11 protein-coding genes are annotated in these 13,705 nt (G+C 71.4%); 5 read left to right on the top strand and 6 right to left on the bottom strand.

Features of this window, described 5'->3' with window-relative positions:
• Positions 1–5 precede the first annotated feature (5 nt).
• The 3 genes from IE264_RS04930 (at position 6) to IE264_RS04920 (ending at position 3,437) form a co-directional block, all read left to right on the top strand.
• On the top strand, positions 6–734 hold the full coding sequence (locus tag IE264_RS04930; RefSeq protein ID WP_032759481.1) for a hypothetical protein: 729 nt from the start codon (positions 6–8) through the stop codon (positions 732–734).
• 63 nt (positions 735–797) lie between these two features.
• Positions 798–1,613, top strand: a complete 816-nt coding sequence (locus IE264_RS04925; protein WP_032759482.1) for a DsbA family protein — start codon at positions 798–800, stop codon at positions 1,611–1,613.
• A gap of 132 nt (positions 1,614–1,745) precedes the next feature.
• Positions 1,746–3,437: an alkaline phosphatase D family protein gene (locus IE264_RS04920; RefSeq protein ID WP_032759483.1), complete on the top strand. Its 1,692-nt coding sequence runs from the start codon at positions 1,746–1,748 to the stop codon at positions 3,435–3,437.
• Between the two features lie 7 nt (positions 3,438–3,444).
• Here IE264_RS04920 and IE264_RS04915 read toward each other — a convergent pair whose 3' ends face one another.
• Positions 3,445–4,023 (bottom strand): dienelactone hydrolase family protein, encoded by a 579-nt coding sequence (locus tag IE264_RS04915; RefSeq protein WP_015607981.1) that lies wholly within the window; start codon positions 4,021–4,023, stop codon positions 3,445–3,447.
• A gap of 37 nt (positions 4,024–4,060) precedes the next feature.
• Between IE264_RS04915 and IE264_RS04910 the strand changes: the two genes are divergently transcribed.
• On the top strand, positions 4,061–5,212 hold the full coding sequence (locus tag IE264_RS04910) for a mechanosensitive ion channel family protein (RefSeq protein ID WP_032759484.1): 1,152 nt from the start codon (positions 4,061–4,063) through the stop codon (positions 5,210–5,212).
• Positions 5,213–5,257: 45 nt separating this feature from the next.
• On the opposite strand, the gene IE264_RS04905 is transcribed toward IE264_RS04910, so the two are convergent.
• The 5 genes from IE264_RS04905 to IE264_RS04885 form a co-directional block, all read right to left on the bottom strand.
• Entirely contained in the window at positions 5,258–6,844 is a 1,587-nt protein-coding gene (locus IE264_RS04905; protein WP_032759485.1) for a Na+/H+ antiporter, read from the bottom strand.
• 216 nt (positions 6,845–7,060) lie between these two features.
• Entirely contained in the window at positions 7,061–7,546 is a 486-nt protein-coding gene (locus IE264_RS04900) for a GNAT family N-acetyltransferase (protein ID WP_032759486.1), read from the bottom strand.
• Positions 7,543–8,484 carry an RluA family pseudouridine synthase gene (locus IE264_RS04895; RefSeq protein WP_015607985.1) on the bottom strand — a complete coding sequence of 314 codons (942 nt, stop codon included), beginning with the start codon at positions 8,482–8,484 and terminating at the stop codon, positions 7,543–7,545. The genes IE264_RS04900 and IE264_RS04895 overlap by 4 nt, the downstream gene beginning before the upstream one ends.
• Positions 8,485–8,527: 43 nt before the next feature.
• A complete protein-coding gene (gene lspA, locus IE264_RS04890) occupies positions 8,528–9,118 on the bottom strand; it encodes a signal peptidase II (RefSeq protein WP_015607986.1) in 591 nt (196 codons plus the stop codon).
• A 58-nt stretch (positions 9,119–9,176) separates the two neighbouring features.
• Positions 9,177–9,983: a TraR/DksA family transcriptional regulator gene (locus IE264_RS04885; RefSeq protein WP_032759487.1), complete on the bottom strand. Its 807-nt coding sequence runs from the start codon at positions 9,981–9,983 to the stop codon at positions 9,177–9,179.
• A 577-nt stretch (positions 9,984–10,560) separates the two neighbouring features.
• Here IE264_RS04885 and ileS point away from each other — a divergent pair.
• Complete coding sequence (ileS, locus tag IE264_RS04880) at positions 10,561–13,704, top strand: isoleucine--tRNA ligase (protein WP_032759488.1); 3,144 nt, start codon at positions 10,561–10,563, stop codon at positions 13,702–13,704.
• Position 13,705 lies beyond the last annotated feature (1 nt).

Here is a 13,705-nt window from a genome sequence, read left to right as displayed (position 1 = left end):
CGGCGATGGACATCTCAGGTACGCAGCTCAGGGTGGCGCGCGCGGCGCTTTTCACCGCGCTCGTCGTCGTCCTGTCCACCGCGTCCCATGTGCTGCTCTCCGGGGTCCCGCTGCCGCTGACCGCGGTCGCGCTGCTCGCGGCGGTCGTCTTCGCCGTGGCGTACGCGCTGGCCGGCCGGGAGCGCGGCTTCGGCGCGATCGCGGGGCTGCTCGTTCCGCTGGAGCTGGCCGCCGACACGCTCTTCACCACCGGTCAGCACCTCTGTTACGGGGCGGCCGGCGGCCCCATCGCGGGCCCCCTGCGCTCGGTGGGCTTCGATGTGCTCTGCGGGGGCGGCGAGGCCGGGGCGGCCGGGGCCCGGCTCGCGGGCGTCGGCACGGTGGGTACCCCGCTCGCCGGGGTGACCGGTGCGGGCGACCGCGCGGCGGCCCTGCTGGCGCAGCCCGGACCCGCCGTGCCGTGGCTGCTGCTCGCCGCCCACGTGACCGTCGGACTGCTCGCCGCCCTCTGGCTGCGGCGCGGAGAGGCGGCACTGGCGCGGCTGCTGCGCACGGCGGCCCTGGTGGCGTTCCGGCCACTGCTCACCGCGGTCGCCGTGGTGGGCGGGGGCCTCCGGTCCGCTGCGCGTCTCCCCCGGGCCGCCGGGCGCGCGCACCCGCTGTTCCCGGCCCGCTTCCTCGTGCACTCCGTGGGACGGAGGGGGCCGCCGCTCACCGCGTACGCCGCTGCCTGAGGGCAGGACGGCCGACGCCGAGCAGCACCCCTTCCACTCCCCACGCATCCACGGAGAACGATCATGAGCAAGCGCAACACCCAGCAGAACAAGGCAGCGGCCCGTGACCGGCTGCGCGCCGAGCGCGAGGCCCAGGCCAAGAAGGACAAGACCCGCAAGCAGGTCGTCGTCGCCGTCTCGGTGGTCGCCGCCCTCGCCGTCGTCGGCGGTATCAGCTACGGCGTGATGCAGCTGAACAAGCCGGACGCCTGGGAGGCCGCCGCCGACGCGAAGACCGTCAGCGCGCCGAAGAACACCTCGGGCGCCGACGGCACCACCGTGGTGATCGGCAAGTCCGACGCCAAGAAGACCCTGGAGCTGTACGAGGACTCCCGCTGCCCGGTCTGCGCCACCTTCGAGCAGGGCGTCGGCGAGACCGTCGCGAAGGACGTCGAGGCCGGCAAGTACAAGGTCAAGTACGTCGGTGCGACCTTCATCGACAACACCGACAACGGTGAGGGCTCCAAGAACGCCCTCAGCGCGCTCGGCGCCGCGCTGAACGTGAGCCCCGAGGCGTTCATGGACTACAAGGCCGCGCTGTACTCCGCGAAGTTCCACCCGCAGGAGAGCGAGGACAAGTTCGCCAAGGACAGCTTCCTCATCGAGGTCGCCGACTCGGTGGACGCGCTGAAGGGGAACAAGGCCTTCCAGAAGGACGTCGAGGACGGTACGTACGACGCCTGGGCGATGAAGATGTCCAAGACGTTCGACAAGAGCGGGGTGCAGGGCACGCCGACGCTGAAGATGGACGGCAAGAAGGTCACCAGCGAGGGCAGCGACAACGCCCCGATGACGGCGGCCGACTTCACGGCGGCGGTCGACAAGGCGCTGAAGGCGTAACGCCCGCGGCGCGGCCGGATTGCGGCGGTCCCCGACCGGCGGACCACCTCCCGGCGACCGTTTCCCGACGGGCGGGCGAACTTCCTCTGTTCGCCCGCCCGTTCGCTGTACGCGCCAGTAGGGTCATGGGCCGTGACCAGTCGACACGTTCCCTCGCCGAGCCGCCGCACGGTCGTCCGGGCCGCCGCCGCGACCGCCGCCGCCGTCCCCGTACTCGCCGCCTCAGCCACCGCCACCGCCTCCGCCTCGTCGGAGGCGCCGGCCCCGGCCCCTGCCTTCCTGCACGGCGTCGCCTCCGGTGACCCGCTGCCCGACGGCGTCCTGCTGTGGACCCGCGTCACCCCCGAGCCCGGCGCGGAGCCCGGTTCGGGGCGCGGGGCCGATACACCGGTGCGCTGGGAGATCGCGGAGGACCGGGAGTTCACCGCGATAGCCGCGAGCGGTACGACGCACGCCTCGGCCGCCTCCGACCACACGGTGAAGGCCGACGTCCGCGGGCTGCGGCCCGCCACCTCGTACTACTTCCGCTTCACGGCGAGCGGCGGGGGCGGCGAGGGCGGCGGGACCACCGGGGTCCGCTCCCCCGTCGGCCGCACCCGCACGGCGCCCGCCACCGGGGCGAACGTCGCCGGGGTGCGCTTCGGTGTGGTGTCGTGCGCCAACTGGGAGGCGGGCTGGTTCTCCGCGTACCGGCATCTCGCCGCCCGGGCCGATCTGGACGCGGTGCTGCACCTGGGCGACTACCTGTACGAGTACGCGGCCGGCGGCTACCCGACCCAGGGCGCGGCCCTGCGCGAGCACCGGCCCGCCCACGAGATCCTGGACCTGGCCGACTACCGCCTGAGGCACGGCACCTACAAGACCGACACCGACCTCCAGGCGCTGCACGCCGCGCACCCGGTCATCGCGATCTGGGACGACCACGAGTTCGCCAACGACGCCTGGTCGGGCGGCGCGCAGAACCACACCGAGGGCGCGGAGGGGGTGTGGGAGCGGCGGGTGGCGGCGGCCAAGCAGGCGTACTTCGAGTGGATGCCGGTCCGCGCCTCCACCGAGGGGACCGTCTACCGGCGGCTGCGGTTCGGGAAGCTGGCCGATCTGCACCTGCTGGACCTGCGGAGCTTCCGATCCGAGCAGGCGTCCATCGGCAGCGGCTCGGTGGACGACCCGGAGCGCACGATCACCGGCCGGGCGCAGCTGGACTGGCTGAAGGCCGGGCTGGCCGGGTCGGACGCGGTGTGGAAGCTGGTCGGTACGTCGGTGATGATCTCGCCGGTCGCCTTCGGTGCTCTCCCCGCCCATCTGCTGAAGCCGCTGGCCGGGCTGCTGGGGCTGCCGAAGGAGGGACTCGCGGTCAACGTCGACCAGTGGGACGGGTACACCGACGACCGCCGGGAGCTGATCGCGCATCTGCGGGAGCGCGGGATCAGCGACACGGTGTTCCTGACCGGTGACATCCACATGGCCTGGGCCAACGAGGTGCCGGTGAGGGCGGCGACGTATCCGCTGTCGCCCCCGGCGGCGACGGAGTTCGTCGTCACGTCGGTGACCTCGGACAACCTGGACGACATCCTGAAGGTCGCGCCGCAGACCGTGTCGCTGGTCGCGGCGGCGGCCGTCCGTACCGCCAACCGCCATGTGAAGTGGGTGGACATGGACTCGCACGGGTACGGCGTCCTGGACGTCACCGCCGAGCGCTCACAGATGGACTACTACGTGCTCTCCGACAGGACGGCCAAGGACGCCACCTCCTCCTGGGCCCGCTCCTACCGGACGCGCCGGGGCACGCAGCGGGTGGAGCGGGCGGACCGCCCGGTCCGCTGAGGCGCCCCTACAGCGTGGCGAGGAAGCCGAGCGCGACCTTCCAGGTCTGCTCGGCGGCCGCCTGGTCGTAGTCGTGCAGATCGGGGTCGGTGAACAGGTGACCGGCCCCGGGGTAGCGGTAGATCTCCACGTCCGCACCGGTCCGCTGCATCTGGAGGTACCAGCTGTTCAGCCAGTCGTGGGACTCGAAGGGGTCCGGGTCCGCGACGTGCAGCTGGACCGGGAGCTCGTCCACCGTGGCGTTCTCCGCGATGTCCGAGGTGCCGTGGAGGAGCAGCAGCCCGCGCGCCTTCGCGTCGCCCAGGGCCAGGGTCTGCGCAGTCGCCGCGCCGAGCGAGAAACCGGCGTAGACGAGCCCCTGGTCGGAGTAGGGGGCTGCGGCCAGCACGGCGCGCTTCAGCAGCTCCTCCTTGCCGACCTCCTCCTTGAAGGCCATGCCCTCCTCCACCGTGTCGAAGGTGTGCCCCTCGAACAGATCGGGCACGCGCACCACGTGGCCGGCGTCCCTCAGACGTGCGGCTGCGGCGTGCACTGCGGGCGTGAGCCCGTAGGTCGAGTGGAAAAGCATGATGTTCATGAGGCCCATGGTGCCAGTTGTGCCCCGAAGCTTGGAGGACGAGGCAATGGAGAACGTGCTGCGCCCGCTGATCGTCATCGGCGGTTCCGTGGTGATCACCCTGCTGGTCGGCTGGCTGGTCGACCGGCTGCTGCGCAGGGCCGACAGCCGCCACCACGAGACCCCGCTGTGGGGTCTGCTGCGGCGCTGCCGGCCCCCGCTGCAGGTGGTGATCATCACCGCGCTGCTGCGCGGCAGTTACCGCCAGTCGGGCATCGCCTGGGTGTGGGAGCACCGGGTCGGGATCGGCCAGCTCCTCTCCCTGGTGCTGATCGGCGCCTCGGCGTGGCTGGTGGTCCGGGTCGCGGCGACGGTCGTCGAGTCCAGTTACGCGCGGTACGCGACGTCCACCCGCGATCCGGCCCGGGTGCGCCGGGTCCGTACGCAGGTGACGCTGATCCAGCGGGTCGTCATAGCGGTCGTGACGGTCGTCGCCATCGCCGCGATGCTGCTGACGTTCCCCGCGATGCGTGGCGTCGGCACCTCGATGCTGGCCTCGGCCGGAGTGCTCGGCATCGTCGCCGGTGTGGCCGCCCAGTCGACCCTCGGCAACCTCTTCGCCGGGCTCCAGATCGCCTTCGGCGACATGGTCCGGATCGGCGACACGGTGGTGGTGGACGGCGAGTGGGGCACCGTCGAGGAGATCACGCTGACGTTCCTGGCGGTACGGACCTGGGACGAGCGGCGGATCACGATGCCGGTCTCGTACTTCACCAGCAAGCCGTTCGAGAACTGGTCGCGCGGCGGGGTCCAGATGACCGGCACGGTCTTCTTCCACCTCGACCACGCGGCGCCGGTGGCCGCGATGCGCAAGAAGCTGCGGGACATCCTCGGTGACATCGCCGCCTGGGACGGCCGTGACTGGTCCCTCGCCGTCACCGACACGACCCCGACCACGATCCAGGTGCGGGCGGTGGTCACGGCGAAGGACGCGGACGACATCTGGACGGTGCGGTGCGCGGTGCGCGAGCAGCTGATCGGCTGGCTCCGCGACCACCACCCGTACGCGCTGCCGAGGGTCGCCACCTCCCCCGCCACGCTGCCGCCCGGCGAGCAGTGGGCGGACCTGACGGGGGCCAAGACCCGGCCCGGCCGCAACGGGACGGGCCCCTCCCACGGACTCGACGGCTCCAAGGCCCCCCGGACCGGGCGCGGCTGAGGCCCCGGGGCTCAGCGCAGGGACCGGCTGAGGGCCCCGGGGTGCTCAGCGCAGGGAGCGGAAGTCCAGGTAGCGCAGCACCCGGTCCACCACCTCGGGGTCGGAGCCGGGCTCGTTGCGGGCGGAGAGCACCTCGTGGCGGGCGGCCGACATCATCTCGCGCTGGACGCGGCTGACCGCCTTGAACCGCTCGGCCCGCTTCGCGTACGCCTCGCGCCGCTCCTCGTCCACCATCTCCGGATTGATCCGGGCCCCGATGTCGTACGCGGCCTTCTGGAGCCGCTCCACGACCTCGTCCGGGAACTCCTCGACCTCCTGGATCTCCTTGAGCCGGTGCTTGGCGGCCTTGGCGGCGCGCAGCGCGAGCTGCCGCTCCAGGGCCTCCTCGGCGTCGGCGTCGGCGCGCACACCGAGCTTGCGGACCAGCCAGGGCAGGGTGAGGCCCTGGAAGACGAGGGTGGCCATGATCACGGCGAAGGCGATGAAGATGATCTCGTCGCGACCGGGGAAGGGCTGCCCGTCGTCCGTCTCCAGCGGGATCGCCAGCGCCAGCGCGACGGAGGCCACTCCGCGCATCCCGGCCCACCACATGACGACGGTCTCCCGCCAGCTGGTCGGGATCTCCTCGCTGACGTCCCTCCGGGTGTGCAGCCGCTTGGCGAGCCAGGTGGCGGGCAGCAGCCAGGCCAGCCGTACCCCGACGACGACCGCGACGATCACGAGCCCCCAGCCGAGCATCTCGAACTCGCGCCCGTCGGAGGTGCCGAACACGCTGTGCAGCTCCAGGCCGATCAGCCCGAAGGCCACCCCGGTGACCAGGGTGTCGACGATCTCCCAGAAGGTACGTCCGGTGAGCCTGCCGAGCACGTCGTCGGCGTCGGCGGTGTGCTCGGCGAGGTAGAGCGCGATGGTCAGGACGGCGAGCACACCGGAGCCCATCAGCTCCTCGGCGAGGACGTAAGCCACGAAGGGCACCAGCAGGCTCAGCCCGACCTGGAGGGTGGCGTCGCCCAGCATGCCCATGAGCTTGATGGTGAGCCAGCCGAGCGCGAGGCCGACGGCGATCGCGACCACGGCGGAGAGGATCAGCAGTCCGAAGGCCTCGGGCACCGAGAAGGTGCCGCTCACCGCCGCGGCGATGGCCACGTGGTAGAGCACGATGGCGGTGACGTCGTTGAAGAGCCCTTCGCCCTCCAGGATCGAGACGAGCCTGCGCGGCAGCCCGACCGAGCCCGCGACGGCGGTCGCGGCGACCGGGTCGGGCGGGGCGACGAGTGCGCCGAGGGCGACGGCGGCGGCGATCGGCAGGCCGGGCACGACCGAGTTGGCGACGGCGGCGACGGCGGCCGTGGTGACGAAGACCAGGGCGACGGCCAGCAGGAAGATCGGGCGCTTGTTGGCGGCGAACTGCCGCCAGGAGGTGCGCTGCACGGAGGCGTAGAGCAGCGGCGGCAGCAGGGCCGGGAGGATGATCTCGGGCGGGATGTCGACGTTCGGCACGAAGGGCGCGAACGCCATCGCGACCCCGGCCAGCGTCATCAGGACCGGTGCCGGCAGCCCCAGGCGGGCGCCGAGCGGCACCGTGACCACGGCTCCGAGCAGCAGCAGGAGCAGGAGGGCCATTTGATCCACGGCGGGGCACCTTCCGGAGCGTGCGGTTCCGGGCCTTTCACCGGGCCGAAGCGCAGGTCACGGCTCTGCCGCGCCCGCGGGTCCGGCCGGAGTGAGAGGCCGTCAGGAGCCCGGCCGGAACGGCGGCCGAGCGGGCCTCCACCCTGCCACGCACGGCGCACGGCAGAGACGGGACCCCCCGCAGCCGCGATCGGACAGCGCGATCAGGCAGGGCGATCAGACTGGCTTGATCGTCCGTCGCATCGCCCGGTGCGGAATGCCCGCGTCTGGGAACTCGGGGCCGTACACGACGTATCCGAGCCGCTCGTAGAAGCCGAGGGCGTGCGTCTGTGCGTGCAGGTCCACGGCGGCCAGGCCGAGCAGGACCGCCTCGTCCTCGATGGCGCGCACCAGCGCCGCGCCGACGCCGAGGCCACGCGCCTGCCGCGTCACCGCGAGCCGGCCGAGCGAGCCGACGGTGAGGTCGCCGCCGGTCTTCCCCGCCGCGTCGGCGCCGTGCAGCAGCCGGCCCGTACCGAGCGCGGTGCCGTCCGCCGCCACGGCCAGGACGTGCACGGCGGTCGGGTCGTAGGCGTCGTACTCGATCTCCTCGGCCACGTTCTGCTCGCCGACGAAGACCTCCTTACGCACCTGGAAGCAGGCCGCCAGGTCGCTCTCCTCGGTCGCCCTGCGGGTGGTGTACGGGGGTGGAGCGGCGGTCACTGGCTCTCCGCGGAGATGGTGTCGAGGGCGTGCTGGAGGTCGGCCGGGTAGGTGCTGGAGAACTCCACCCAGCTCCCGTCGCTCGGGTGCTCGAAGCCCAGGCGCACCGCGTGCAGCCACTGCCGGGTCAGCCCGAGGCGCTTGGCCAGGGTCGGGTCGGCGCCGTACGTCAGGTCGCCGACGCAGGGGTGGCGGTGGGCGGACATGTGGACCCGGATCTGGTGGGTGCGGCCGGTCTCCAGCTTGATGTCGAGGAGGCTGGCGGAGCGGTACGCCTCGATCAGGTCGTAGTGGGTCACCGACGGCTTGCCCTCGGCGGTGACCGCCCACTTGTAGTCGTGGTTGGGGTGGCGCCCGATGGGGGCGTCGATGGTGCCGCTCATCGGGTCCGGGTGGCCCTGGACGAGCGCGTGGTACTTCTTGTCGACGACCCGGTCGCGGAACTGGGCCTTGAGCAGGGTGTAGGCGCGCTCGGACTTGGCGACGACCATCAGGCCGGAGGTGCCGACGTCGAGGCGGTGCACGATGCCCTGGCGCTCGGCGGCGCCGGACGTCGAGATGCGGTACCCGGCGGCGGCGAGGCCGCCGATGACGGTGGTGCCGGTCCAGCCGGGGCTGGGGTGGGCCGCGACGCCGACCGGCTTCATGATGACCACGATGTCGTCGTCGTCGTGGACGATCTCCATGCCCTCGACGGGCTCGGCCACCACCTGGACGGGGGCGGCTGCCTGGGGCATCTCGACCTCCAGCCAGGCGCCGCCGTGCACGCGCTCGGACTTGCCGGCCACCGAACCGTCCACCTGGACCTTCCCGGCAGCGGCCAGCTCGGCGGCCTTGGTGCGGGAGAAACCGAACATCCTGGAGATGGCGGCGTCGACACGCTCGCCTTCCAGGCCGTCCGGTACGGGCAGGGTGCGGATCTCGGGGTGCGTACTCACCTGTCGAGTATGCCTTGCGCGCAACGCTTCCCGCGCAGCCCGGTCAGTCCTTGTGGACGGTCCCGTCGGGGTCCAGGCCCTTGAAGGAGAGGATGACGATGAGGATGCCGCCGCACACGATGGCGGAGTCCGCGAGGTTGAAGACGGCGAAGTGCTTGGGGGCGATGAAGTCGACCACGGCCCCTTCGAACACGCCGGGCGCCCGGAAGATGCGGTCGGTGAGGTTGCCGAGCGCACCGCCCAGGAGCAGCCCCAGGGCGATGGCCCAGGGCAGGCTGTAGAGCTTGCGGGCCAGGCGGATGACGACCACGATCACACCGGCGGCGATGATGGTGAAGATCACCGTGAACGCCTCGCCGAACCCGAACGCGGCACCGGGGTTGCGGAGCGCCCGGAACTGCAGCCAGTCACCGATGATGTCGATCGGCGGCTGGTGCTCCAGCTTGGCGACCACGATCAGCTTGCTGACCAGGTCCAGCAGGTAGGCGACGACGGCGACGCCGATGAGCACCAGGATCTTGCGCTTGCCCGTGCCCGCGTTCACCGCGGCGTCGGCGGCCGTGGAGCCGCCGTCGTCCGCGTGCTCGGCCTCGGGATTGTCCGGCGTACCGATGATGCGCTCCGCCTCTGCCACGTGAGTCCCTCAACCTAGGTGCCTGACTGAGGACGAGGGTACGACACACCTGTGCGGATCAGCCGCGCCGCTCCTGCTTCTGTTTGTCCTCGACGCAGAGGGTGGCGCGGGGGAATGCCTGCATCCGTGCCTTGCCGATCGGTTTGCCACAGATCTCGCAGAGCCCGTAGGTCCCCGCTTCGAGCCGGGCCAGCGCCCGCTCGGTCTGCTCCAGCATCTCCTGGGCGTTGGCGGCGAGCGACAGCTCGTGTTCCCGCGTGATGTTCTTGGTGCCCGTGTCGGCCTCGTCGTCGCCGGCGCCGTCCCCGGAGTCCCGCATCAGCCCGGCGAGCGCCGCGCCGGAGGCCTCCAGCTCGCTGCGGAGCCGCATGGTCTCGCTGGTCAGCAGAGTGCGGGCTTCGGTGACCTCCTCGGGCGTCCAGGGGTCCTCCCCCGGCCGTACCGCCAGTTCGCCGGGAGCGGTCGCGGCGGCCCGGGCGGGCGGCACGGCCGCCTCTTCCCGGCCGGCTGCGGGACGACTCGCGCTCTTCTTGGCTACCACCGTGTGGGCTCCCGTCTCCTCGGCGGCCGCAGCCGCCCCCGTGGCCGTCTGTGCGGCCGTCTTCGAAGCCTTCTTGGCCACGCTTTTCTTCGTGGTGCTCGTGGTGCTCGTGGTGCTCTTCTTGGCAGCGGTCTTCTTGGCCGCCGCCTTCTTAGTAGGCGCTTTCTTCGCGGCCGCCTTCCTGGCCGCTGTCTTCTTCGCCGCTGTCTTCTTCGCGGGCGCCTTCTCGCCAGCCGCCTCGTCCGGGGATGTCTCGTCGGCCGGTGGCTTCCCGTCGGCCTTCTGCCCGGCCGCGGTCTCTTCCGCCGTCTTCTTCGCCACCATGGCCGCGGCCCCTTCACATATTGTGATCTTGCTCGCGAATCGTGCTGGGACGATAAATCGACCCCGGCTCCGCGGCAACGGGGCACGCCGCTCCTCCGCCCCTCCCCGTACCCGGTCGTGGCGCGCCTGCATCCGTTGTTCCCAGCTCCCCGCCCGGTAATCCAGCCCCCGGACGCCCCCGCACCCCCGCGGCCAACTCCGTACGCCCCCGACTGGCCATTCGGGTCACGCCACGGGCCACGGTTAAACCGGTCGGCCGTCAGCCGTACGGGCCCGTACACTGGGCCCAGCGAGAGGCATGGATGGGACGAGTAGCGCCGTACGCAGCCAGCAGCGACCCGGGGACGGTGGGAGCCCGGGGGCGAGCGCGTCGTGAAGATCACCCCGGAGCCGCCGGAAGAACGTCTCGGCCCATGGGCACCGCCCACGGACTCCGAGGCAGGTAGACCCGGCATCGCTACCCCAATGAGGGGGCCACGGGCACACGCCCCGGGGCCAAGGAGGGTGGTACCGCGGGAGCCGAGACGCTCTCGTCCCTCCGACGGAAGTGGAATACGTCCGCCGGAGGAAGCCGCACATGACATCGCCGCAGTACCACCAGGTACCCGCCCAGGTCGACCTGCCCGCGCTGGAGCACGCCGTGCTCGACTTCTGGCGCGAGAACAAGGTCTTCGCCAAGAGCCTGGACCAGTCCGAGGGCCGCCCGGAGTGGGTCTTCTACGAGGGCCCGCCCACCGCCAACGGCATGCCCGGCGCGCACCACATCGAGGCGCGCGTCTTCAAGGACGTCTTCCCCCGCTTCCGCACCATGCAGGGCTACCACGTGGGCCGCAAGGCCGGCTGGGACTGTCACGGCCTGCCGGTCGAGCTCGCGGTGGAGAAGGAGCTGGGCTTCAACGGCAAGAAGGACATCGAGGCGTTCGGCATCGCCGAGTTCAACGCCAAGTGCCGCGAGTCCGTGACCCGGCACACCGACGCCTTCGCCGAGCTCACGACCCGTATGGGCTACTGGGTCGACCTGGACGACGCGTACCGCACGATGGACCCGGAGTACGTGGACTCCGTCTGGTGGTCGCTGAAGGAGATCTTCAACAAGGACCTGCTGGTCCAGGACCACCGCGTCGCCCCCTGGTGCCCGCGCTGCGGCACCGGCCTCTCCGACCACGAGCTGGCGCAGGGGTACGAGACGGTCGTCGACCCCTCGGTCTTCGTCCGCTTCCCCCTCACCTCCGGCCCGCTGGCCGGCGAGGCTGCCCTCCTGGTGTGGACGACCACCCCCTGGACGCTGGTCTCCAACACGGCGGTCGCCGCGCACCCCGAGGTCCGCTATGTCGTCGCGACGGACGGCGAGGAGAAGCTCGTCGTCGCCGAGCCCCTTCTGGAGAAGGCCCTCGGTGAGGGCTGGGAGGTGACCGGCCAGTCGTTCACCGGCGCCGAGATGGAGCGCTGGACCTACGAGCGCCCCTTCACGCTGGTCGACTTCCCGGCGGAGGCCCACTACGTGGTCAACGCCGAGTACGTGACGACCGAGGACGGTACGGGTCTGGTCCACCAGTCCCCCGCGTTCGGCGCCGACGACCTCGTGGTCTGCCGTGCGTACGGCCTGCCGGTGGTCAACCCGGTCCGCCCCGACGGCACCTTCGAGGAAGACCTGCCCCTGGTCGGCGGCGTCTTCTTCAAGAAGGCCGACGAGGCGCTCACCGCCGACCTGGACGCCCGCGGCAAGCTCTTCCGCCACGTCCCGTACGAGCACAGCTACCCGCACTGCTGGCGCTGCCACACGGCGCTGCTCTACTACGCGCAGCCGTCCTGGTACGTCAGGACGACCGCGATCAAGGACCGCCTCCTTGAGGAGAACGAGAAGACCAACTGGTTCCCGGAATCGGTCAAGAACGGCCGCTTCGGCGACTGGCTGAACAACAACGTCGACTGGGCGCTCTCCCGCAACCGCTACTGGGGCACGCCGCTGCCGATCTGGCGCTGCGAGGACAACCACCTGACGTGCGTGGGCTCAAGGGCGGAACTGACGGAGCTGACGGGCACGGACCAGTCATCCCTGGACCCCCATCGCCCCTTCATCGACGAGATCACCTTCACCTGCACGCACGAGAACTGCCAGCTGGAGGCGTACCGCGTCCCGGAGGTCATCGACGCCTGGTACGACTCGGGTTCGATGCCGTTCGCGCAGTGGGGCTACCCGTACAAGAACAAGGAGATCTTCGAGAGCCGCTACCCGGCGCAGTTCATCTCGGAGGCCATCGACCAGACCCGCGGCTGGTTCTACACGCTGATGGCGGTAGGCACGCTGGTCTTCGACAAATCGTCCTACGAGAACGTCGTCTGCCTGGGCCACATCCTCGCCGAGGACGGCCGCAAGATGTCCAAGCACCTGGGCAACATCCTCCAGCCGATCCCGCTGATGGACCAGCACGGGGCGGACGCGGTGCGGTGGTTCATGGCGGCGGGCGGCTCCCCGTGGGCGGCACGCCGGGTGGGCCACGGCACGATCCAGGAGGTCGTCCGCAAGACGCTCCTCACCTACTGGAACACGGTCGCCTTCCAGGCCCTGTACGCGCGCACGTCGAACTGGGCCCCCTCGGCGGCCGACCCGGCCCCGGCGGACCGCACGGTCCTGGACCGCTGGCTGCTGAGCGAACTGAACGCGCTGGTCGACCAGATGACGGTCGCCATGGAGGGTTACGACACCCAGCGCGCCGGCAAGCTGCTCTCCGCGTTCGTGGACGACCTCTCCAACTGGTACGTACGCCGCTCGCGCCGCCGCTTCTGGCAGGGCGACAAGGCAGCGCTGCGCACGCTGCACGAGGTCGTCGAGACGGTGACCCGGCTGATGGCCCCGCTGACCCCGTTCATCACCGAGCGGGTCTGGCAGGACCTGGTCGCGCCGGTCACGCCGGACGCCCCGGAGTCGGTCCACCTGTCCTCCTGGCCGAAGGCGGACCTGGCGGCGATCGACCCCGCCCTCTCCTCCCAGATGGCGCTGGTGCGCCGCCTGGTGGAGCTGGGCCGGGCCACGCGCGCCGAGTCGGGCGTGAAGACCCGTCAGCCGCTGTCCCGCGCCCTGGTCGCGGCGACGGGCTTCGAGTCGCTCTCCCCCGAGCTGCGCGCACAGATCACGGAAGAGCTGAACGTCTCCTCGCTGGCCTCGCTCTCCGAGGTGGGCGGCTCGCTGGTCGACACGACGGCGAAGGCGAACTTCCGGGCCCTGGGCAAGCGGTTCGGCAAGGGCGTGCAGGCGGTGGCCAAGGCCGTGGCCGACACCGACGCGGCGGCCCTCTCCCTCGCCCTGCGCGAGGGCACGGCAGCGGTGGAGGTCGACGGTGAGCGGATCACCCTCACCCCGGACGAGGTCATCATCACGGAGACCCCGCGCGAGGGCTGGTCGGTCGCCTCGGACTCGGGTGCGACGGTCGCCCTGGACCTGGAGATCACCCCGGAACTGCGCCGCGCGGGCCTGGCCCGTGACGCGATCCGCCTGATCCAGGAGGCCCGCAAGAACAGCGGCCTGGACGTCGCGGACCGCATCGCCGTCCGCTGGACCTCGACGTCCCCCGCGACGGTGGAGGCCCTCACGGAGCACAAGCCGCTGATCGCGGACGAGGTCCTGGCCCTGGACTACGCGGAGGGCGAGGCGGACGACACGTACGGCGCCCCCTTCGAGGACGAGGGCCTGGAGCTGGTGTTCCGCCTGCGCAAGCAGTAGG

Origin of the sequence: Streptomyces microflavus (assembly GCF_014650075.1) — a bacterium.
Taxonomy (GTDB): Bacteria; Actinomycetota; Actinomycetes; order Streptomycetales; family Streptomycetaceae; genus Streptomyces; species Streptomyces microflavus.
The sequence above is the reverse complement of the archived record's forward strand: the minus strand, read 5'-3'. Positions and strand labels throughout refer to the sequence as shown.